Here is a 23639-nt window from a genome sequence, read left to right as displayed (position 1 = left end):
TTTACACAGTTTTTTGATACTACTTTCTAGCGTTTAATTATTAGTTGTTGCATTGACTAAAAAACAAAACCTCTTTGTTTTTACAAAGAGGTTTTTGCTATGCTTATGGTAATTTACCACTATTTAATTAACTCGTACGAACGTTTAATAAAGTTGGTTAACTCTTCACCGTGTAATAGGTTTTGAGATAGTTTAGCCAAATCAAAAGCTTGTTTTACCAAACGTTGTTGTTTTTTCTCTGTTTTAGTGTTTAAAATCTCAGAAACTAACGTATGATTGGTATTCACTACCAAATTATACATTTCTGGCATGTTGCCCATGCCCATCATACCACCGCCTCCAGTAGCGCTCATTTCTTTCATACGACGCATAAATTCTGGAACAGTAATTAAGAAAGGAGTAGCACTAGAGTCCATCGCTTCTAACTGAACGGTGTAACTAGAATTGTTAACGGCTCCTTCAATAATTGGCTTCAATTTCTCTTTTTCTTCATCAGAAAGTTTAGAAATTACCGTGTCGTCTTTCTTAATCAAGTTGTCAATATGGTCAGCATCTACACGTTTGAACTGTACTTTAGCATCGCCAGACTCCATTTCTAATTTCTGCATTAGATGTGAAACGATAGGAGAGTCTAGTAACAATACTTCGTATCCTTTGGCTTTAGCTTCTTCAATATAACTATGCTGAGCGTCTTTATTGGCAGCGTATAAAACGATGTGGTTTCCGTCCTTATCCGTTTGAACATCTTTGGTTTTTTCAACTAATTCGTCAAACGTAAAGAAGGTATCATCTACAGTTGGATATAAGGCAAATTTCTTTGCTTTCTCAAAGAATTTTTCTTCCGACAACATTCCGTATTCAATAATCATCTTAATATCGTTCCATTTTTGCTCAAAATCTTCACGATTGTTTTTGAATAATGAAGAAAGTTTATCGGCAACCTTTTTCGTGATATAGCCTGAAATTTTCTTAACGGCACCGTCTGCTTGTAGGTACGAACGAGAAACGTTTAACGGAATATCTGGAGAATCGATTACTCCTTTTAACATTTGTAAAAAATCAGGAACAATTCCTTCAACGTTATCTGTTACAAATACTTGGTTTTGGTATAATTGAATCTTATCCTTCTGCATGTCTAAATTCTGCGTTAACTTAGGGAAGTATAAAATTCCTGTTAAGTTGAAGGGATAGTCTACATTCAAATGAATATGAAATAGAGACTCTTCAAATTGCATTGGATATAACTCACGGTAGAAGTTTTTATAATCTTCATCTTCTAAATCTGCTGGCTTTTTAGTCCATGCAGGCTCTGTATTGTTGATGATATCATCTACCTCAATTTGTTTGTGAGGCTCGGTAACTTCTTTACCGTCTTCGTCTTTGGTAGTTTTTGGAGTAAAATCAGGGTCGTTTATTTTCTTCGTTCCAAATTTAATAGGCACTTGGTTAAAACGGTTGTACTTCGTTAGTAATCCGCGGATTTTACTTTCTTCTAAAAACTCGGTAGAATCTTCTGCTATGTGCAGTACAATTTCGGTACCTCTGTCAGCTTTGTCATGCTCTACTAGGGTATATTCAGGAGAACCATCACACGACCAATGCGCTGCTGGTTCATCTTTATACGATTTGGTAAAGATTTCTACTTTGTCGGCTACCATAAAGGCAGAGTAAAAACCTAACCCGAAGTGTCCAATAACACCTGTTTCGTTTTTATCGTCTTTATACTTTTCTAAGAACTCTTCTGCACCTGAAAAAGCAATTTGATTGATGTACTTTTCAACCTCCTCCATAGTCATACCAATACCTTGGTCTTTTATAGTTAAGGTTTTGGCATCTTTATCAATGCTAATTTCAATTTTTGCGTCGCCTAATTCGGTTTTAGCTTCTCCAATAGAGATAAGATGTTTTAATTTTGTAGTGGCATCTGTTCCGTTAGAAATCAGCTCTCGTAAAAAGATTTCGTGGTCAGAATATAAGAATTTCTTAATCAGTGGAAATATATTTTCAACCGATACATTAATGTTTCCTGTACTCATAATGATATATTTTTATTTGATAGTTTTTTCTGTGGATTGAATTGTCAAAAAAAATACCAAAGAAGTATTAATGACAAGATGGCATAAAAAAAACGCCTTCACTAGGAGGTAAAGGCGTTTTGCTTTTTTATGAGTTAGTCTGTTTTTTTGTTTTTCACATACTTTTCTAACCATTCATCTTGTTCCCAAAGCATGTGCATAATAGATTCTTTTGCTCTATATCCATGACTTTCTTTCGGTAGCATAACAAGTCGTACAGGAGCTCCGAGTCCTTTTAGTGCGTTGAAATAACGTTCACTCTGCAAGGGGTAGGTTCCAGAGTTATTATCGGCTTCCCCGTGAATTAACAGAAGAGGGGTTTTCATTTTATCTGCATGCATAAAAGGAGACATACTATAGTATACTTCTGGAGCTTCCCAGTAACTACGTTCTTCACTTTGAAAGCCAAAAGGGGTTAAGGTTCTGTTGTAAGCGCCACTTCTTGCAATTCCAGCGGCAAACAAGTTAGAATGTGACAATAGGTTTGCAGTCATAAATGCGCCATAAGAATGTCCGCCAACAGCAACCTTATTACGATCGATATATCCCAATTCATCAACGGCATCAATCGCTGCCTTAGCATTTGCAACCAACTGCTTTACAAAAGAGTCGTTAGGTTCTTCTTTTCCTTCACCAACTATTGGGAAAGAAGCATCATCTAATACCACATAACCTCTCGTTACCCAGTAAATAGGAGAACCATACCAGGGGTATGTAAACTCATTTGAACTAGATGTGCTTTGCCCTGCACTACTTTTATCTTTAAATTCTCTTGGATACGCCCACATAACCATAGGATATTTTTTTCCTTCTTCATAATTTTTAGGCAGGTATAATGTAGCAGATAATTCTAAGCCATCTTCTCGCTTGTATTTGATAACTTTTTTATAAATATTTTGAAGGCTTTTAAATGGGTTTTCAAAGGTGGTTAACGGAGTAATAGGGTTGGTTTTCTTTTTAATATTCCTTATGAAGTAATTTGGAAATTCATTTTTAGATTCTAGTGCAACTAAAATTTCTCCATTTTTCATATCCAACGAAGTTAAGATACTTTCAACTTTATTGGTTAATTTAGATTGATATAACCTCGATGTTTTTTGAGTTTTTAAGTTTAACTTGTCAACAAAAGGAAACTTTCCTTTTTTGCTATAACCGTCTCCGATTAGAAAAACATCATTATCAATCATTTCTAGCGTCGATTGCCCATACTCATTACGTTTGGTAACAAACGATCCAGGATCACTATACTGATCTTGATAATTTCTGTCATGAAGAATAATAGGTTTTGAGGCACTGCTTGAAGGATTGAATAGATAGGATTTTGTATTTCTAGTATTCCACCAGTAATCTTGTGCTATAGCAAACTTATCGTTACCCCATCGTATAGTACTAAAACGACCAACGGTTTTGAGTAACGATTTTCCTTTACCGTTAAAAGGAGCTTCTAGCTCAAAAACTTCATCTCTGTAAGGTACATTGTTGTCAGGGTTTCCTTCGTCTAAAGCTTCAGCCCAAAAAATAGTCGCTGGTTTATCTCTACGCCAACCCAAACTGCGCTTTCCTTTTCTAACAGCCATAAATCCTTTAGGTAAATCTTCGATTAAAGGAACTTCAAGAACCGGACTAATTAGATTAGCATTGGTATCATAAATATTGGTTTTAGCAGGAAATCTATAATAAGGAACTAAATAAGAAAATGGTTTTTGAATACTGCTAATCATAACATAATTACCATCAGGAGAAAAAGAGATATTTCTGTACATATCATCTTTCATCCAAAGAGTTTGAGTTCCGTTTAAGTCTACTTTTTGCAGTTCAGATAAAGCTAACTGCTCAAAATTATGCTCATCGGTTTTGTTTTTTAGAAGGTCTTGATAGGTTCTGTTTTGTGCTTTTTTTCCTTGTTGATTAACTGAAACAGTTGGTCCATAAGGAATACTGGTTTTTGAATCAATTAATTGTTTTCTTTCTTTAGAAATAGATTTTACTAACAAGGAGTTGCTGTCTTTAAACCAAGAAAAAGGGATTCCCATATTAGCGTTAAGAATAGCCGAGGTAAGCTTTTTAGCTTTTTTTCTTTAATGTTTAAAACCCACAATTCTACACCCGTAGTAGTCGTATTTGTGAAAGCCATTTTTTGTTGGTCTGGAGACCATGAAAAATTAGCAAAGCGACCTTTCGCGGGTAATCCATTTACAACACTTTCAGTTCCGTTTTTACCAATTCTAACTTTTATGTTGTTGTAATAGCTTTGTCTGCTATTAATATTGGTTTTAGGATTAATTCTCAACCCTCCCAAACGCATTTCTGTTTCCGATAAAGTTTCAATACTCTTATAATTGTTAGCGTATAAAAAAACAATATTTTCGGCATCATCACTCATTCTAATTCTAGGAGTCGAAGGAGCGTTAGCGAGTTCTAAAATTTCTTTCGGTGGTTCTTGATATCCTATATTCTCTTGAGAAAAGCTTAAAAATGAGATACCAAGTAACAATAATAAACTGATTTTTTTCATATTAAAGGTAATGTTTAACCCCAAATATAGAACCTTAGTACGTAGACAAAAATTTACACGTGTTAAAATAAACTTAAGGTTTGTAATAGAGGGTTTTGTTCTTTAAATCTTTTCAATTGAAGTAAAGTGGGTGAATGGCTTGTTATAAATTGTGTTGTAAGTTTTGATAAATACACAGAATTAGTAAGGTCATCATATTTATTTTGAAAAGCCTAATATAATTTAATATGATTCATTATTTTGGTCAGCACTAAACTTTATTTCATGAACTTAACAACAATCGATTATACGTTTATCTTTATTTTTTTCAGTATTACCTTAGGAATAGGGATTTGGGTTTCAAAAAAATCGAAGCAAAGTACTTCTGAATATTTTTTATCGGGTAGAAATATGCCTTGGTGGTTGTTAGGAGTTTCGATGGTCGCCACTACTTTTTCTACCGATACACCCAATTTAGTTACCGATATTGTGCGAACAAATGGTGTTTCTGGAAATTGGGTTTGGTGGGCATTTTTGCTCACAGGAATGCTAACGGTGTTTATTTATGCGAAACTATGGAGAAAGAGTGAAGCGACGACAGATTTAGAGTTTTATGAGCTTAGATATGGCGGAAAACCTGCTCGATTTTTAAGAGGTTTTCGTTCGTTGTATCTCGGCATATTTTTTAATGTATTGGCAATGGCGGGTGTAACCTTGGCAGCCATTAAAATAGGAGAGGTGATGTTGGGTTTAACACCCATTCAAACCATTGGTATTGCATCGGTGGTTACGGTAATTTTTAGTGCTATTGGCGGATTTAAAGGAGTGGTATATACCGATTTTTTATTGTTCTTCGTAGCCATGATAGGAGCTATTGGCGCGGCGGTAGTTTCTGTAAATCATCCTGAGGTAGATGGATTGGGAAATTTGTTAACACACCCTAATGTGGTCGATAAATTGTCAATTCTACCAGATTTCAACAATAAAGAATTATTAATTTCAATTTTTATTATTCCGCTAGCGATACAATGGTGGAGTGCATGGTATCCAGGAGCAGAACCTGGAGGCGGAGGCTATATTGCGCAACGAATGTTAGCCTCAAAAAATGAAAATCATGCCATCGGTGCTACTTTCTTCTTTAATATTTTACATTATGCATTGCGGCCTTGGCCATGGATTATCGTAGCGCTGGCATCACTAGTAGTGTTTCCAGATATAGCCAGCATCAAAGAGGCGTTTCCTAATATTTCAGATAGTAAGTTAGGGCATGATTTAGCGTATCCAGCAATGCTCACTTTTTTACCTAGTGGATTGGCAGGTATTGTGCTTACTTCTTTAATAGCAGCATATATGAGTACCATTTCTACGCACCTAAATTGGGGTGCGTCGTACATAGTGAACGATTTTTACAAACAGAATGTAAACCCAAAAGCGAGTGAAAAAGCATTGGTCAATGTAGGAAAAACAGCTACGGTAGTTTTAATGGTGTTGAGCGCTGCGTTGGCGTTGTCTTTTACCAATGCCTTAGAAATTTTTAAATTCATCTTAATGTTTGGTGCAGGTACTGGACTTATTTTTTTGCTACGTTGGTTTTGGTGGCGAATCAATGCTTGGAGTGAAATTTCAGCGATGGTAGCATCGGGAGTTTTTTCTTTAATTTTTCACTTTAATGCTGAATATCTATTCGGTGAAAATGGGGTGTTTGAAAGCTATTGGCAGTTTCCGTTAGTGGTGTTATGTACCACCATTGTTTGGATATTGGTAACTTTGTTAACAAAACCAGAAGACGACGAAGTACTCATTAACTTTTATAAGAAAATTCAGCCTAAAAAAGCAGGTTGGTTGTATGTATTAGAAAAAGCCAAAGAAAAGAACATTGTAATAGATGAGCAAAAAGAAACCGTAAATTTAGGAAATGGTTTATTGGCAACATTTGTGGGCTGTGTGTTGGTATTTAGTTGCTTATTTGCAACGGGTAATTGGATTTATAGAAACTATACTGTTGCCATTGTCTTAACAATTATTTCATTAATATCAGTATACATACTACTTGGATTATGGAAGAGGATTAAAGTTAATTTTTTGTAATTAGCTTTTCAGTGGTATTTGGTATTTTAATTGCGTATGCTCTGTTGTTATTTTTAGTTTTTAATACTTTTCTAAAGTGTAGTAATGAGGCTTCACAAGTAGCCTAATTTATCAGTTATTTTCTAAAAAGAGGTGGATATGAACCAATCAACAAAATAAGAATTACAGCTTTATTGACGAAGCAGTTAAGGTTGGTAGTTTTGGTGTTTTTGTAAAGGTAGTATTTAATTACTACTTTTACAGGCTGGAATTGACAATAATAAAATAATCAACATAAATAAATATGTATAGTTCAAAAATAACAGGATTAGGTTATTATGTTCCTGAGAACGTAGTGACTAACGACGACTTGACTCAGTTTATGGAGACAAGTGATGAATGGATTCAAGAGAGAACTGGTATTAAAGAGCGTCGTTGGATCGATCCAAAAACCTCAGATGATTCTACATCAGTAATGGGCGCCAAAGCGGCAAAAATAGCGATTGAACGTGCTGGTTTAACTAAAGATGATATCGACTTTATTATTTTTGCTACGTTGAGTCCCGATTTGTATTTTCCAGGAGGAGGTGTGCAAATACAAGAGTTATTAGACATGCCCACAATTGGAGCACTAGATGTACGTAATCAATGTTCAGGATTTATTTATTCGCTTTCTGTTGCCGATCAGTTTATTAAAACTGGAATGTATAAGAATGTCCTTGTAATAGGTTCTGAAAATCACTCAGGAGGTCTAGAACGTTCTACGCGCGGTCGTGGAGTAACTGTTATTTTTGGAGATGGAGCAGGGGCAGCAGTATTGTCGAGAAGTGAAGAAAAAGGAAGGGGAATTTTATCGTCTCATTTGCATTCTGAAGGAAAGTATGCCAAAGAATTAATGTTAGAAGGACCTTCAACTGCGCGTTGGGTACCTGAAATTATGGACGCAAACGATCCTGATGATACTTCATACTATCCGTATATGAACGGTCAATTTGTATTCAAACACGCAGTAGTTCGCTTTTCAGAGGCGATTGTAGAAGGTTTACAAGCAAACGGATTGCAAAAAGAAGATATTGATATGTTAATTCCGCATCAAGCGAATTTACGTATTGCACAGTTTATTCAAAAGAAGTTTCAACTGTCTGATGATAAAGTGTATAACAATATTATGAGGTACGGAAATACAACAGCAGCTTCGGTTATCATTGCATTGACAGAAGCTTGGGAAGAAGGAAAAATAAATGATGGTGATTTAGTAGTTTTAGCTGCTTTTGGTAGTGGATTTACTTGGGGGTCGGTAGTGATTCGCTGGTAATAACTATAGATAAAAGAATAAAGACCACTTCTTTGTTAGAAAAAAGAAGTGGTAAAATTAAAAAAATCCGAAGTGCTTGCTTCGGATTTTTTATTAAAATAGACCTCCTTCAGATTCATTACTGTCTCTATATTTTCTGCCTTTACTTTTATTTTTACCGCTTCCGAAGTGGTATGAAAAACCAAGATAAACAGAGTTATTCTCTAAAATATATTTTCCTTTTTGTGGGAACGGATTATTGGAGGTATAGTCTAAGTTTACATTGTTAAAAATATCAATCCCTCTTAAGGTAATAGTTCCTTTACTATTGAAAACTTTTAGTCTAGCTCCTGCGTTAATCATTGTATAGGGTTGTACGGTGTATTGTATGTTTTCACTTTTACCCCTATAAGTTCCAGATAATTGAAAGCTTAACTTTTTAGAAGCTTTAAAGGAATTGCTTATTCTTCCTTTTAAAAGGCGGTTTTCAATAGATTCTAAGTTTCCATTTAAAATTCCTTGAGAATCTTGAATGTAAGTTTCAAAAGAAGTTCCTAGAGTCCACCATTTCATAGGTTTAAAACTTGCTGATAATTCGATACCATAACTATCGGCATAATCGTAATTGGTAAATGAAATAATGGTTCTGTCTGGGTTTTGTTCATCTTGTTGTAATAAACGCCCAATTTTATCGCTTGTTCTTCGGTAAAATGAACCGAAAGAAATGTATCCTTTGGTAAGGTTTCTGGTATAACTCAACTCTATAGAATTGGTAAATTGAGGGGTTAAGTTGATGTTTCCCCTAGATATTGTCAAAGGAGAAAACCATTCTTGAATAGGAGTTACTTGGTATGCAGAAGGTCTGTCAACTCTTCTACTGTAAGCAAATTGTAATTTGTCTTTTTCAGTAACGCTATATAGAACTGACGCTGAAGGATACCAACTAAACAGCGCATCTTTTAAAGCAGTATTTCCTTGCTCGGTGTTTTTAAAAAGAGCGTCCAAATTAAACTGTTCGACCCTAATGCCTGCCTGAATAGAAAATTTGTTAATTTCTTTATTAAAATTAGCGTATCCTGAATAGATAGTACGGTCGTAATTCAAATTTGTATTTCCAACAGGTTGTAAGGTATTAGATTCATTTACGGTTTCTCTATTGGTAAGTATGAGGTTGTAAAAATCTTGTTTTCTAAATTCAACTCCGAATTCTAGTTTTCCAGAGGTTATAGGTTTTACATAATCAATATTTAACAACCAAAGTTTTCGTGTATCTTTAATATCGTTGGTGTAGTTATATTCTTTTGAATTAGGATTGATGAGTTCTTTATTCCTAGTTTTTTCTGGGTTTCTCGTAATCGAGTGATTGAGTTCAATTTCTAAATTCTGTCCCTTGTCATCAAAATTATACACATAGTCAATATTATACGTTTCATCTTTTTGATTATAGTCAGAGAAACTTCTGTTATCGAAGCTTACAGTGTTGTTTTCTTTTACTATGGTGTTCGTTGCTAAACTGTTATCGTCAAAATTTTGAAAAGTATACATTGATAATATACTTTTTGGAGTAATATCTATATCTATCCCAAATTTTATATTGTGATTCATAGAATTATTTAGAAAATAAATATTTTGATCTAAATCCTTATCCAGTCTTTCCAAGTTATTAAACGTTTCATAGTCTCCCCAACTGGTATTGTAGTTAAGGTAAAAATTAGTAATACCAACTTTATAGTTGGTATTTAGGGCAATATCGGGTCTGGTATTTCTACTTCGCTTCACACCAGCAGTCAGATTTCCGTTAAATCCAATGGTAGTATTTTTTTTAAGAATGATGTTGATAATACCACTCATGCCTTCGGGCGTGTGTTTTGCTGAAGGGTTTGTAATAATCTCCACACTTTTTACCGAGTTTGAGGGTATCTGTTTTAATAATTGAGTAGTATTTAAGTTAGACGGTTTTCCGTTCACTAAAACTCTAACATTTTCATTACCGCGCAAACTTACTGTTCCTGAAAGTTGATTGACATCTACAGAAGGAATGTTTTCAAGCATTTCTAAAGAAGTAGCGCCAGTAGCTATTAAATCGTTTCCTACATTGATAATTTTTCTGTCAATTTTTTGAAGGATAATAGAAGTTTCAGCAGTTACTTCAACTTCATCTAACTCGGTAGTATTTTCTTTAAGATAAATTGTACCTATGTGGCTATTCTTTGTTAAGTCTATCTTTTTATCGAGCGTTTTATACCCAATAAATTGAAAGGTTACTGTAGTTTTCCCTTTTGGAAGTTTTTTAACAGTAAACGCACCTTTTTCATCAGAAATACCGCCTGTAAGTATTTTATTGGAATCATTTTTACAAGTAACTGTAACGAAAGGAATTGGTTGATTGTTTTTTTTATCTAAAATAGTTCCTGTAAGCTCTAAATTTTGTGAAATACAAAAATAGGAGCTAAGAAGCAACAAGAAGGTTAGCAATCTTTTCATGTATTCGGGGGATTAAATTTTGCTAAAAATAAAAAAAACGAAGCAGCTAACTTCGTTTTTTTTCAAATAATTAATAAAAACTAATCCTATAGGAAGCCTCCACCTCCTTGTTTCTCATTAGTATCACGTTGTTTTCTAGCACGAGCCTTGTTTTTACCCCCGCCGAATCTGTAGTTAAACCCGATATAAGCCGTTCTACTTTCCCATTTAAAACGCCCATTTTGAACGAAAGGTCTTTCAGAATCAAATTTGAACCTCATTGTATTAAAAATATCGTTTACTCTAAAGTTAAGATCTCCTTTGCCCTTCAATATGCTATAATTAGCACCTAGGTTAACCATTTTCATATGGGCGACATTCCATTGAATATCTTCGTTTGCGCCTCTATACATGGCAAATAATTGTAAACGTAATTTTTTAGATACTGTAAAACTATTGCTAATACGTGCATTGAAAATATTTGTTTCAACTTCGATAGTAGGGGCATTAGGATTACTTAAATCGGTAGTTCCAAATTGTTTTTGAGAGTAGTAATCCATACTAGCATTCGCACGCCACCATTTGGCAATTTTATAGTTTAAAGAAAACTCTAAACCATAGGCATCGGTGTCATCGAAATTAGCAAAAGTTAATATTTGTCTTACATTGTTTTCATCGCTAGGATCTTTATAGGTAGCTCTATTAATTACATCATTAATATTTCTGTAAAAACTACCTAAAGTGAAAGAACCGCCTTTTATTTTTCGAGTGTAATTGAATTCAACCGAATTGGTAAATTGAGGAACAAGATCGGGGTTACCTACCGAAGTAATTAATGGAGTACTCCATTCTCTAATAGGGTTTACTTGTTGTATACCTGGTCTGTCAACACGTTTGCTATAGCTCAACTGAAATTGATTTTTCTCAGAAGGATTAAACGTAAAAAATGCAGATGGATATATGGTGAAAATATCGTCGGTAACAGTTGCAGTAGCTTCACCCTCTTGATTAAATACTCCTTTAATTTTATATTGTTCTAAACGTGCACCCAATTGCATGCTTAACTTGCCAAAGTTGTGGTTGTAGTTCGCATAAGCAGAATAAATATCTCTATCATAGCTAAAAGAAGAGTTGCCTAAATCGGTATAAATATCTGGTTCTTCTACTAAAATTTGTTGATTTGTTAGGTTCGTATTGTCAGAGTCATCAACTCTATATTCCAACCCTAACTCTAATTTTCCATTTTTAGCAATAGGATTTGTATAATCTAAATTTAGCAGTGTACTTTTCCTGTTGTTATGAATGTCATTAAAATAATCTGGTTGAGAACCTTCTTTAAAGCTGTTTTCTAAAAAGATAGGAGTATTATTTTGAGAGAAGTTTCCTTCAAACTCTATCGAATGTCCCTTTTTTCGAAATCGTGTTTATAGTTTATGTTATACGCCTGATTATGACTTTCATTGGTTTGAGTATTTGGTGAGTTCTCAATTAAATCACCATTACTGTCTGTGATAATGGCACGCCCACTAGCATTACTATCGAACCAATTTTGAGTGGTGTAAAGAGATAAGGTGTTTTTATCATCTAAATAAATATCAGCTCCAATTTTGAATAGGTGAGATTCGTTATCATTTACAAAAATAAAATCTTGGTTATTAACTCCAGGTCTATTCACATATCCGAAGTTATAATTATCACCACCTCTAAATCCATAATTACCAAAGAAGTTAACTTTTCCTGTTTTGTAATTCATGTTAGTAGACGCATTGTAACGAACATAATGTCCAGCTTCAATACCAGTATTTACAGAGCCATTGAAGCCCATATTGGCATTTTTATTCAAAATAATATTAATAATACCACTCATTCCTTCAGGATTGTATTTTGCTGATGGATTGGTAATTAACTCTACACTTTTAATAGACGAAGAAGGAATTTGTTTTAACAATTGAGAAGCAGGAATATTAGTAGGTTTACCGTCAACCAATACTCGTACGTTTTCGTTACCACGTAAGCTAATGTTACCTGATTGGCTATCTACACTTACCGATTGTACATTGTTTAACAAGTCAGAAGCGGTAGCTCCTGCCGAAGTTAAATCTTTACCAACATTAATCACTTTTCTGTCTACCTTTTGAGTTACGGAAGAAGTTTCTGCACGAATTTCTACTTCATCTAAGGTGGTGGTATCTTCTTCAAGAGCAATGGTACCAAGATTAATTTTGTTCGTTTTACGATTTACTGAAATAAGCTTGGCAAAGGTTTTATATCCTATAAACTGTATTTCTACAGTGTTTTTTCCTTCAGGAATATTTTTTACCGTAAACAGTCCACTATCGTCGGAAATTCCACCAGTAATAATTTTTTTGGCAGCATCTTTGATAATAATATTTACATAAGGTAATGGTTGTTGCGTTGTTTGGTCGATCACCTTACCAGAAATAACCCCAGTTTTGGGAAGTATGTCTTTAGGCATTTGGGCATGAATATTTGAAGCAAGTAAGACTAAAAATACGAAAATTATGTTTTTCATTTTGTTTTGTTTTTTGAACAGTTTCTATGCCTAAGAGACTATTTATGCTTTATCTTTGTTACCTGGTTTAACAGGGTTTAACGTAATATTAACAGGAAATGAAAAAACGTACTTTGGTTTTAGGGGCTTCTTTAAACCCTAATAAATACTCGAATATCGCTATTAAAAGATTGATAGAAAGAAATATAGAAACCTTAGCCATTGGTATTCGAAAAGGAAGTATTGGTAACGTTATAATTGAAACTGAAAAGAAACCATTTACCAATATCGATACAGTAACTCTTTACCTTAATGCAGAACGACAAAAAGCGTATTACGATTACATTATAAGTTTACAACCTCGTAGAGTTATTTTTAATCCAGGTACTGAAAACCCAACATTCATAAAGTTATTAAAGGAAAATAATATTGATAGTGAAATCGCTTGTACCCTCGTACTTTTATCAACAAAACAATATTAGTTTAGAATTTCAACAGGAAAAGCATCGGTAGTATACCGTTTTCCTACTTCTGCCAATTCGGTATTGTTAAAAACTGTTTGAGCCTCTGCTTTAAAATCGTCTATATTTTTATACCTGTTAGAATAATGACCAATAATTAATTTACCAGCATTTGCTTGACTAGCAATTGAGGCTGCTTGTTCGGCCGTTGAGTGTTTTGTCTTTTCACATAAATCTTCTCTATCTTTTAAAAATGTTGCTTCATGGTATAGCAAATCTACATTTTTAATAATAGGAATAATGGAAGGTTTGTAGGCAGTATCGCTACAAAAAGCAAAACTCAAAGGTTTTGGAGGGTCAATAGTTAATTCATCATTAGAAACAATTTCTCCTGTAGAAAGAACAAAGTCTTTCCCTGCTTTTATATGGTGAAAATCACACGTTTCTATTTCGTCATATTGTTGAATATTTTCAATATGTAATTTTCTTGGTTTTGCCTTTTCGGTAAATAGAAAACCATTTGTATACACTCTGTGGTTTAGAGGAATAGTTCTAACAGATACTTTATTATCTTCAAAAATTAGTTCACTTTCGGTAGAAGTTAATTCATGGAAAACAATAGCATATTTAGTCCAAGTCTTAGAAAATTTTAATTGTAACGTGGTTACTTCTTTAATGCCTTTCGGACCATAAATATGGAGTTCTTTTTCTCTGTTTAAAATTCCGAGAGTAGCAATAAGGCCTACTAAACCAAAAAAGTGGTCACCATGTAAATGAGAAATAAATATATGGTCGATTTTTGAAAAACCAACTTTGTACTTACGCATTTGTCGCTGCGTACCCTCGCCACAGTCGATTAAAAAATGGCGGTTGTTAATTTCTAAATATTGAGAAGTAGGGTAAGCATTAACTCTAGGAGTAGCAGAATGACAACCCAAAACGGTTAATTGCATACTGATTTATTTAATAACAAAGCGTTTAGATATAATTTCTTTATTACTTTGAACAGCATAAATATACATTCCAGACTTTAAATCGTTTCGCTGAAAAGGAAAAGAATTACGTCCTGAAATCACCTTAATTTCTTTGCTAAATACAGTTTTACCCAATACATTTCTAACGGTTAAAAGTACCGTTTGGTTATGCTTGGCATTAAAGTAAATAGTAGTGCTATTTGTAAAGGGGTTTGGAGATGCAGATAGCTTTTCTATTGATTTTTCTTGGGAAAAACCAACCGAAATAACCAAAAAAAATGCTATAAAAAGTAGTTTTTTAATCATGAATTATCTTTTAGGGGATGATGGATAATTGTTTTAAAATACAGGGTTAAAAACCCAAATCTCGCTGAATATCTTCCATTTCAACAACATCTTCTGCTTCTACTAAAGTAGGCACGATGTTAAAGTCTTCAGGAAAATCATCAATCGTAACATCTCTTGAAACAACCACAAAAGATATGCCATTATTTTGATGCTTATGAGCGTATTCCAAAAATAATAAAATATTTTCGTTAGAAACCTTAAAATTTTCTGAAATTTCAATTATCAAGTTTTTATCCTTGTAATTAACGTACGCTTCACGAAAATTTTTTACAAAATCGAAGAAGTTTTCTTCGTTTGAAGTAATTAAAGTATAGGCTGATTTTTCTGTTACATTCATAAGTAAACTATCTCTTAATTTGCTGAGCTAACAAATAGATAACAGCCATACGAACAGCTACTCCGTTTTCAACCTGATTTAAAATTATTGATTGATTGCTGTCGGCTACATCACTTGTTAGTTCTACGCCTCTATTAATAGGTCCTGGATGCATGATAACAATCTTCTTGCCAAGATTGTCTACAATTTCTTTATTAATTCCAAAAAGTTGGGTGTATTCTCTAGTCGATGGAAAATATTTAATATCCATGCGTTCATGTTGTACCCGAAGTACATTGGCAACATCACACCACTCCAACGCTTTTTTAAGATTTGTTTCTACTTCAACTCCTAAGCTAGAAATATATTTAGGAATTAATGTAGTAGGTCCACAAACTTTAACTTTAGCTCCTTGTAATTGTAGAGCAAAAATATTAGATAAGGCTACACGAGAGTGCAATACATCGCCAACAATTACAATTTTCTTACCTTTTAAATTACTATTCAAAGCTTCTCGCATAGAAAAACTATCGAGTAAAGCTTGGGTAGGGTGTTCATGCGTGCCATCACCTGCATTGATAATTTTTGCATCTACATGGTTCGATAAGAAAATTCCTGCTCCTACATTCGAATGGCGCATTACCACAATATCAACTTTCATTGATAGAATGTTGTTCACCGTATCAATAAGTGTTTCTCCTTTTTTTACTGAAGACTGTCCGGCAGAAAAATTAATAACATCTGCCGATAAGCGCTTTTCAGCCAATTCAAAAGAAAGTTTTGTACGGGTACTATTTTCAAAAAATAAATTAGCAATCGTAATATCGCGTAAGGATGGAACCTTTTTTATAGGGCGGTTAATGACTTCTTTAAAATGAGCAGCAGTTTCAAAAATAAGCTCAAGGTCATTTTTGGTAAGGTATTTTATTCCTAATAAATGTTCAACACTTAACTGCTTCATTTTAAGTTGTTTTTTTAATCATAACTAATCAGGCTTTGAGACCTTAGATTCAAGATAAATTGCGTCTTCTTTATGAGTTTCTTGCCAGTAAACAACAACTTTCTCTTCGTTAATGGCATCTACTTGTCTTCCTCGATAATTGGGTTGAATTGGTAAATGACGACTAAAACGACGATCAATCAACACCAACAATTCAATATTATCTGGTCGTCCATACGATTGTAAGGCGGTTAAAGCACTTCGTACGCTTCTTCCTGAATACAAAACATCATCAATAATCACGACATTTTTAGACTCAATTAAAAAATCAATTTGTGTAGAAGTGGCTTCTAAGGGTTCTTCTCTTCTGCGAAAATCATCACGATAAAAGGTAATATCTAACAATCCTAATTGTAAATCTTTAATCCCATAATCGTTTCGTAGTAATTCAGCCAATCTGTTAGCTAAATAAGTACCTCTTGGTTGTAACCCAATTAAAACAGTATTAGAAAAATCGTTGTGATTTTCGATTAACTGACAGGCTAATCGATGCAGAATGATTTCAATTTCTTTCGAGGTAAGTAGTATTTTTCTGCTCATTTGTTGCTACCAAAATTGGTTTGATAGTTCAACGCTCAAAATTAAGGTAAAAATCAATGCGAGCAAAATTAAACTTAAAGAAACCAATAAACTCTAAAATATGGCTATATTTGCCCACTTTTTAGCAAAGATATTAACAAATTATGACTGAGTTTATTAGAAAGAGAATGGGCAATGTAAGAAACGATATTTTATCGGGAATTACCGTTGCTCTAGCGTTGGTGCCAGAGGCAGTAGCCTTTGCTTTTGTGGCAGGTGTAGATCCGTTGGTAGGGTTATATGCCGCTTTTATGATTGGATTGATAACGGCTATCTTTGGTGGAAGACCAGGTATGATTTCTGGAGCTACAGGTGCCTTGGCAGTCGTGATGGTAAGCTTAGTTAGCCAAGGAAACGCAATGGGTGCTGAAGGAGAAAACTTAGGACTGTATTATTTGTTTTTAACAGTAATGTTAATGGGGGTCATACAAATGTTGGCAGGAGTTTTTAAGCTCGGTAAGTTTGTAAGATTGATACCGCATCCTGTAATGATGGGGTTTGTAAATGGGCTGGCGATTGTAATATTTATTTCACAGGTCGGAATGTTTAAAACATTTGATAAAGACCCTTACGGAAATACATTGAAAGAAACCGAGAAAACAACAAAACACTTTGCTATAAAAGATGGAAATGTAATTGATGTTTCAACCAAAATACCCATGTTTAAAAAGGAAGGGAATCAACTTTTTAACATAACAACCAATCAACTCGCTTACGAAATTCACGATGGTAAGGTGTACGATGCGACAACTAAAAATGTACAATTTTCAGTAGAGAATGACTTTATTTACGACATCAACATTAAAGGAGATTCAAAATCTTTTTTACCAACACCAAAACTAGTAACGATGCTATTTTTTGTAGCACTTACCATGTTAATCATGTGGGGACTTCCTCGAATAAAGGCAACTAAAAAATTACCAGAAGCATTAATTGCGATTTTAGTAGTTTCTGCCATTGTAATTTTTTCAGGGTTGAATATTTCAACTGTTGGGTCTTTTATACGAGAAGGTGGAGGAGAAGGATTGAAAGGAGGTTTTCCTGTGCCAGTTTTAGAAACCTTTTCTAAAATACCAATGAATTTCGAAACGCTTCGATTTATTTTTCCGTATGCATTGATATTGGCAGCCATTGGTTTGATAGAATCGTTAATGACTCTAAACTTAGTAGACGATTTAACAGAAACTCGCGGAAATTCTAACAGAGAGTGTTTAGCGCAAGGAGGTGCCAATATTATTACTGGTTTGTTTGGCGGTATGGGAGGTTGTGCTATGATTGGGCAATCTATTATCAACATTAAAGGTGGCGGACGAGGTCGTTTGTCGGGTATTACGGCAGCCGTATTTTTACTTATGTTTATCCTTTTTGCTTCCTCTTTAATAGAGCAAGTTCCTATCGCTGCATTAGTAGGAGTAATGTTTATGGTGGTTATAGGTACTTTTGCATGGTCTAGCTTTAGAATCGCTGATAAAATTCCAAAAACCGATTTGTTTGTACTTATTTTAGTATCGGTATTAACCGTAATATTCGACTTGGCAATAGCTGTAATAGCAGGTGTAATTGTAAGCGCATTAGTGTTTTCTTGGGAAAATGCAAAAAAGATTAGGGCAAGGAAACGATTTAAGGAAGACGGAACAAAAATATATGAAATTTGGGGACCTTTATTCTTCGGAAGTATTGCCGCATTCAATGAAAAATTTGATGTTAAAAACGATCCAGATACCATTGAAATTGACTTTGTAGAATCGCGTGTTTCAGATCATTCAGCCATTGAAGCAATTTTTGCAATAGTTGAAAAATATCAAGCCGTTGGAAAAAAAGTAACCCTAAAACATTTAAGTGAAGATTGTAAGTTGTTGTTATACAAAGCAAGTCCTATTTTTACTGAGGTTATCGAAGAAGCAGTAGACGATCCTCGCTATCATTTAGCAGCAAATCCAGAAGATTTTCCGAGACCGCTATCTGAGTATAATTTATAAACAAAAAGTCTCGCTAAAATCGAGACTTTTTGTTTTTTCTTTCACTCGTAAAATTCAAGAATTTCAACTAAACTGTGTTGACTTCTATAAAACAAGAGTAAATCTACTAAAACTGAGGTCAAAGCTGTTGCTTTTGTGTTTTGGTTAAAAATGTACCTTATTACTTAACATCTTTTGTTTTAAGCTTTCTAAAATAACAAAATCAGAAGTTAAAAATTTTGGCTTCGTTCTAAATAAAGCCTTTACATAGCTTTAAAATGAATTCCTTTTTTTGAAATTTGAGGGTTGTACATCAGCTACCGTTGTTGGCTGTTGTTATTTTTAAACAACTCTTTATTTTCTAACATAAAATCTTCAATATCAGACAATATATTCAATCTGCTTTTATTTATATCTTTTTGGATTTTTTCTATCTCATTTGGAAATAATTCATCTTTCTTATTTACAAACATTTTCATTGGCTCAAAAATATTCATAGTAGTATCTTTTGAAATTTTTAAATAGAGGGTTTCTAATTTTTCAAATAATTCAGTTTCGATATTCATTTTAGATTTACTTACAACTTCTCGATATTTCAATATTGGCAATAATTTTAGTGTTCCAAATTTTTGTAAATCCACATCCATTCCTCTATTGTAATAATCTCTAACTGAATTTAATGAATTCCAAATTATAAGATAAGTCATACTCACTTCTTTATTGCCCAAATTTTTAAGAATTTGTTTGGTGTCAACAATAATCTCATCAACTTTTTCTGATTGCTTCTCAACATTCTTTGAAATTTTAGTAGTTTCATCTTTTATTGCTTTAGTGTTTTCCAATATTTGTTTTTCAGCTCCTGGAAAAATGAAATTCGTAATGTAGTTTGAAATCCATCCCTTAATAATATCTCCAATGAAAGCAATGAAAATAAATATTATAGTAATAATTGTAATATTACTTATTGTCTTATCAATTTTATTGTAGACTAAATTTAAATTATTTGTAAAATATAAAATTGAAAGAATCAAAATAGTTGTTATGAGAAATAGAATTACACTAATTATCCATTTATGTTTAAGTATAAAATTTTTCATTTATTGAATTTAGACTCCCTTTAATAACAGCTAACGTTTTGTGTATAATTTGTGGCGTGTTTCAGCAACTAACTTAGCAAATACAAACCGAATAGAAAATCCGCGAGGATTTTCAGAAGTAGGCAAGAACCAGCAATTACTTATAGCCATTGTTGTGTGTAGTTTTTTAATAACCTAAACGTGAGTCAAATCTTCCGTTGGTTATTGTTATTATATCTCCAAATTCATTTTCAGCTTCAAATTCAAAAGTTCCGCTTATTGTATATTCTTCATCATCATAATGTAAAATGGTTAGAGTTCCATTTCGGACTGAATTTGTTGAGTAATTTCTTCCTTCGACATTAAAGTTACCTTTAGTTACCCTCCCATAGCTCTCTTCATTGTCAGCGGTATCCATTCCAATTAAATCAAAAGTTTGTCCAACAAAATTATCTAAATCAATATCATACGCAATTGCCCTAACACTTGTAAAATCAAATTGGTCAGTAGTAAAACCTACTGCGAAAAACGTTATTTGTTCGTCTGGAATATAATCAATTCTACAAGTCTTGTTTCCGCCTATTCCACCACCACTTGGATTCAATATTGTTCCATTCATAACGCAGGACATTCCACCACTTCCGTCTCCATTGATATTAGTTAGTTCTTCGTCTTTTTCGCAACTAAATATTAAAATTGATAATAATAAAATTAATGCTTTTTTCATACTTTATATTAGTAGATTGGTTTTGTTCAGAATGGTTGCGTTAAATTACACACAACGTTTGGTATAACCGCAGTTACGGTTTTAAAGTTAATGCTTTTCGGCTTAAAAACTGACCTTTAGCAATTCCGAGTGGATTCAGACGTAGTCGAATCCGCCGTAATTGCGGTTATACATTGTTATATAGCATTATCACTCTTTTTCATTAAATTACTCTTAAACCCTTTAAATATACGGGTTATGTGTTTTAGTTCAATGCTAAATAATGCAATAAAATACGACTAAAAGTTAGGTTTGTTATACCTAATGTTGTACCTTAGTATTGCGTTGCGCTAGTTTGCATAGCTTAAAACCAGAGTTTTATGTCATCAATAAAAGTAGTTTTAAGAAAAGATAAAATAGATAAAGCAGGAGAAGCACCTCTTTATTTACGTGTAATCAAAGACCGTAAAACTAAATTTATTTCATTAAGTCTAAAATTACAACTTAATGAATGGGATGAAGATAAACAAAAAGTAAAGAAGAACCATCAAAATTCTACTAGGCTTAATGCGTATCTTTCTAAAAAGGTAGCTGATGCAACAGGAGAGGTTGCAGACCTTGAAAGAAAAAATAAAGCCACATCAGCCAGAAAAATTAAAGAAGCTATTAAAGGGAAGCCTTTAACTAATTTTTTTGACTATGCCTATAATCGTTGTGAGCAGTTAAAAGATACCGTTACGCTATCTACTTACAGAAGTTACAGAAACAATATAGAAAAGTTTGAAAGGTTTATAGGGCATCGTGAATTAATGTTTGATGATATTACAGCTACTACCTTAAAGGATTATGCAGCATATTGCAGTTCAAGGCTAGGTAATAACAATACAACTATTAATTACGCTTTCAGAATCCTAAACCTAATGTTTAGAGAAGCAAAGAAAGAAGATTTAATCTCCAATGAACTTGTACCTTTTACAAAGTTTAAAGTAAAGAAAAACAAGACTACAAAGCGTTATTTAAACACAGAACAGTTTGAAGCCTTTATCAATTTAGAAGTACCACAAGAACATAAAGCACAGGTTATTAAAGATATGTTTATCTTTTCTGTTTTTTCTGGTGGGTTACGATTTGGAGATATTATTGAGCTACAATGGAAACATTATGATAGCAAAAACCATAGAATTACAAAAACGATAAGAAAAACGAAAAGACAGCACAGTATTAGAATAGGTCAAAAAGCGGTTGATATTTTAGAGAAATACAGAACCCAAGACCAAAAGCAAAACGATATAATTTTTCCTTTTGCTAAAGTTGAAGAGTTGTATTTTAAAGATAGAGAATACAGAAGCTTAATAACTAGCAGAGCAATTTCATTAAGTAATATGTATTTAAGTAGAATGGGGAAAGAATTAGAATTGCCCTTTAATTTATCGTTTCATATAAGCCGACACACCTTTGCTACTAGAGCTTTAAATAATGGTATGCGAATAGAACACGTTTCAAAACTAATGGATCATTCCGATATAGGTATAACCCAAGTATATGCAAAAATAATTAGTAGTGAATTAGATAACGCAGTAGATAAATACATAAACTAAATTATGGAAAGGAAGTTAAATTTTTTTATAGACAATATCAAAAAAGTACAAGCATGTGGTAGTGAAATAACAGTGTATCAAGGCTCAACTTATGCACCACCTTTTGAGATAGAGCATACAAAAAGTGAAACACATAATTTAGATAATTGTGAAAATTGTCGTTTCTCACACGAACAGATTATAATTCAAATTCAAAAATACCATACAACTTTCCCTTATTGTTGTGATCATCATGTTAAACTAATAAATAAGTCTTGGTTTGATATTAGAGTTTTTAAAGACTTACCAAAAATGGTAGCTGATAAAACACTTTACTCACATCACCATATATTAAACAATTTAGATAAAGAAAACTGGAAAGATGAAATTATTGATTATTTAGAATATGTTATTGAAAGTTTTGGTATGTTTCCTAATGATTGTGGAGAACCTGTTGCTTTAAGTAAATACATATCTTTTTTAATTAAATTACAAGAAGGATTTAAGCTGCCTAAAGAGGTAAGGAAATATGAATTCAGAAAAAAATATGTAATGAATTATATTAAAAGTTATCTTGAACCTCCTGCTAGAGTAGAAAAAGACCTAGGTTTATTAATTAGTATCTATGATAGATGGTATACTACATTTCCGTTTGATATACCTTTGTTTTCAAATTTGAAGAATCGTTTTTCAAAAAGTATTTCCATTTTAGAAGAAAAATTTAAATATAATCCCTATTTAAAAATATCAAGAGCTAAATTATTAACCACCGATAGGCTTTGTGAGCAATTGAGCAATATTACACATCAAATTTTAAATACAGTAGATACTACTAAGTTATTGGATGAAGAATATATAAATGATAAAACAAAATATAAAATAGATTTAATAAAAGAATCTCATAAAGTAAAGCAAAAAGTGTTAGTTAAAGTTTTTACAAAAAGGGAAAAAAAGTATATAAAAACAATAAAAGAGTGGTTGGTAAATGAAGAGAAGTTTATAACCGAAATACTGCCTTTAATCAAGAGTGTTAAAATACCTTTTGAAGAAGAGATAACTTTTAAAACAATCCTTTCAACGCCCCAAAAACAAACCTACGTACTACAATTACTAGAAGATTTAAGTATTACAGTAAATGGTAAGTATGCATTAAGCTCAAAACGTAAAGGAGCTATAAGAGGAGTGGTAGAAGTACTTAGGGAAAAAAATATTGTGCCAAACTTGAGCTTAGAAGAGCTAAACAACGCAATAGCTTCTAAAATAAATCTAGAGTTAAAATCTAAACTAGACTGGTCTAAAACTTCAGATGATTACAAAATGAAAACATTCAAATACATAGAAAATAAATCATTTCAAAAAGAAACATAAGGTCTTAAAAGGCTAAATAAGGTCAACCTTATAATAACTAAAAACAGGTGCAATCTTGCGGTATAATTTCAAAATATATCAGTAAATGAGCGCAATTATTTTAACAGAACAACAGTACAAAGACCTTGTAAGTCGTTTAGACGAACTAAACAAAAAACTAGAAACACAAAACCAAAAACCTCAAAATACTTTTTTAGATAACCAAGAGTTTATCCAGCTAATGAATATTAGCAAAAGAACAGCGCAGACTTGGAGAGACGAAGGTAAAATATCATTCTCTCAAATAGGTAGTAAAATTTACTATCAAATGAGCGATGTACAAAAGCTATTAGATAAAAACTACAACAAAGCATTTAATAGTAGAAGGTAAT

Annotated in this window: 18 protein-coding genes and 1 pseudogene; 7 read left to right on the top strand and 12 right to left on the bottom strand. The window is 32.9% G+C overall.

All coding sequences use genetic code 11. The features are described from left to right. Positions 1 to 119: 119 nt before the first annotated feature. Together htpG and P8625_RS05095 are read right to left on the bottom strand one after the other, a co-directional pair. Complete coding sequence (gene htpG / locus P8625_RS05100) at positions 120 to 2036, bottom strand: molecular chaperone HtpG (RefSeq protein WP_279652401.1); 1917 nt, start codon at positions 2034 to 2036, stop codon at positions 120 to 122. A 134-nt stretch (positions 2037 to 2170) separates the two neighbouring features. After that, positions 2171 to 4590, bottom strand: a pseudogene (locus P8625_RS05095) (prolyl oligopeptidase family serine peptidase). A 264-nt stretch (positions 4591 to 4854) separates the two neighbouring features. Between P8625_RS05095 and P8625_RS05090 the strand changes: the two are divergent. Together P8625_RS05090 and P8625_RS05085 are read left to right on the top strand one after the other, a co-directional pair. Continuing rightward, positions 4855 to 6657 carry a sodium:solute symporter family protein gene (locus P8625_RS05090; protein ID WP_279652400.1) on the top strand — a complete coding sequence of 601 codons (1803 nt, stop codon included), beginning with the start codon at positions 4855 to 4857 and terminating at the stop codon, positions 6655 to 6657. A 283-nt stretch (positions 6658 to 6940) separates the two neighbouring features. Next, positions 6941 to 7951 (top strand): 3-oxoacyl-ACP synthase III family protein, encoded by a 1011-nt coding sequence (locus P8625_RS05085; RefSeq protein WP_279652399.1) that lies wholly within the window; start codon positions 6941 to 6943, stop codon positions 7949 to 7951. 93 nt (positions 7952 to 8044) lie between these two features. Here the strand turns inward: P8625_RS05085 and P8625_RS05080 are convergent, their stop codons facing one another. The 3 genes from P8625_RS05080 to P8625_RS05070 form a co-directional block, all read right to left on the bottom strand. After that, positions 8045 to 10414 (bottom strand): TonB-dependent receptor domain-containing protein, encoded by a 2370-nt coding sequence (locus tag P8625_RS05080; protein ID WP_279652398.1) that lies wholly within the window; start codon positions 10412 to 10414, stop codon positions 8045 to 8047. An 86-nt stretch (positions 10415 to 10500) separates the two neighbouring features. Then, complete coding sequence (locus P8625_RS05075; RefSeq protein ID WP_322790516.1) at positions 10501 to 11790, bottom strand: outer membrane beta-barrel family protein; 1290 nt, start codon at positions 11788 to 11790, stop codon at positions 10501 to 10503. After that, on the bottom strand, positions 11787 to 12926 hold the full coding sequence (locus P8625_RS05070) for a TonB-dependent receptor (RefSeq protein ID WP_279652397.1): 1140 nt from the start codon (positions 12924 to 12926) through the stop codon (positions 11787 to 11789). Before P8625_RS05070 ends, P8625_RS05075 begins: the two co-directional genes overlap by 4 nt. Before the next feature lie 98 nt (positions 12927 to 13024). Between P8625_RS05070 and P8625_RS05065 the strand changes: the two genes are divergently transcribed. Continuing rightward, a complete protein-coding gene (locus tag P8625_RS05065; protein ID WP_279652396.1) occupies positions 13025 to 13387 on the top strand; it encodes a CoA-binding protein in 363 nt (120 codons plus the stop codon). On the opposite strand, the gene P8625_RS05060 is transcribed toward P8625_RS05065, so the two are convergent. The 5 genes from P8625_RS05060 to pyrR are packed head-to-tail and all read right to left on the bottom strand — an operon-like array spanning position 13384 to position 16544. Next, positions 13384 to 14319 (bottom strand): ribonuclease Z, encoded by a 936-nt coding sequence (locus tag P8625_RS05060; protein WP_279652395.1) that lies wholly within the window; start codon positions 14317 to 14319, stop codon positions 13384 to 13386. The genes P8625_RS05065 and P8625_RS05060 overlap by 4 nt on opposite strands. Positions 14320 to 14325: 6 nt before the next feature. Continuing rightward, positions 14326 to 14646 (bottom strand): T9SS type A sorting domain-containing protein, encoded by a 321-nt coding sequence (locus tag P8625_RS05055; protein WP_279652394.1) that lies wholly within the window; start codon positions 14644 to 14646, stop codon positions 14326 to 14328. 46 nt (positions 14647 to 14692) lie between these two features. Then, complete coding sequence (locus P8625_RS05050; protein ID WP_279652393.1) at positions 14693 to 15025, bottom strand: hypothetical protein; 333 nt, start codon at positions 15023 to 15025, stop codon at positions 14693 to 14695. Between the two features lie 7 nt (positions 15026 to 15032). Then, positions 15033 to 15965, bottom strand: coding sequence for an aspartate carbamoyltransferase catalytic subunit (locus P8625_RS05045; protein ID WP_279652392.1), 933 nt, complete (start codon positions 15963 to 15965; stop codon positions 15033 to 15035). 24 nt (positions 15966 to 15989) lie between these two features. After that, positions 15990 to 16544, bottom strand: a complete 555-nt coding sequence (gene pyrR, locus P8625_RS05040) for a bifunctional pyr operon transcriptional regulator/uracil phosphoribosyltransferase PyrR (protein ID WP_279652391.1) — start codon at positions 16542 to 16544, stop codon at positions 15990 to 15992. 143 nt (positions 16545 to 16687) lie between these two features. On the opposite strand from pyrR, the gene P8625_RS05035 reads away from it, so the two are divergent. Next, positions 16688 to 18562, top strand: a complete 1875-nt coding sequence (locus P8625_RS05035) for a SulP family inorganic anion transporter (protein WP_279652390.1) — start codon at positions 16688 to 16690, stop codon at positions 18560 to 18562. A gap of 296 nt (positions 18563 to 18858) precedes the next feature. On the opposite strand, the gene P8625_RS05030 is transcribed toward P8625_RS05035, so the two are convergent. Both P8625_RS05030 and P8625_RS05025 read right to left on the bottom strand, forming a co-directional pair. Then, positions 18859 to 19638, bottom strand: coding sequence for a hypothetical protein (locus P8625_RS05030; RefSeq protein ID WP_279652389.1), 780 nt, complete (start codon positions 19636 to 19638; stop codon positions 18859 to 18861). A gap of 166 nt (positions 19639 to 19804) precedes the next feature. Continuing rightward, positions 19805 to 20344 carry a hypothetical protein gene (locus P8625_RS05025; RefSeq protein WP_279652388.1) on the bottom strand — a complete coding sequence of 180 codons (540 nt, stop codon included), beginning with the start codon at positions 20342 to 20344 and terminating at the stop codon, positions 19805 to 19807. Positions 20345 to 20703: 359 nt separating this feature from the next. On the opposite strand from P8625_RS05025, the gene P8625_RS05020 reads away from it, so the two are divergent. The 3 genes from P8625_RS05020 (at position 20704) to P8625_RS05010 (ending at position 23638) form a co-directional block, all read left to right on the top strand. Further along, the gene (locus P8625_RS05020; protein ID WP_279652387.1) at positions 20704 to 21921 is read left to right on the top strand and encodes a site-specific integrase; all 1218 of its coding nucleotides are present in this window, start codon (positions 20704 to 20706) and stop codon (positions 21919 to 21921) included. Positions 21922 to 21924: 3 nt separating this feature from the next. After that, positions 21925 to 23268, top strand: coding sequence for a hypothetical protein (locus tag P8625_RS05015; RefSeq protein ID WP_279652386.1), 1344 nt, complete (start codon positions 21925 to 21927; stop codon positions 23266 to 23268). An 85-nt stretch (positions 23269 to 23353) separates the two neighbouring features. Continuing rightward, complete coding sequence (locus P8625_RS05010) at positions 23354 to 23638, top strand: helix-turn-helix domain-containing protein (protein WP_279652385.1); 285 nt, start codon at positions 23354 to 23356, stop codon at positions 23636 to 23638. Position 23639: the final 1 nt, after the last annotated feature.

Origin of the sequence: Tenacibaculum tangerinum (assembly GCF_029853675.1) — a bacterium.
In the GTDB taxonomy this organism is placed as follows: Bacteria; Bacteroidota; Bacteroidia; order Flavobacteriales; family Flavobacteriaceae; genus Polaribacter; species Polaribacter tangerinum_A.
The sequence above is the reverse complement of the archived record's forward strand: the minus strand, read 5'-3'. Positions and strand labels throughout refer to the sequence as shown.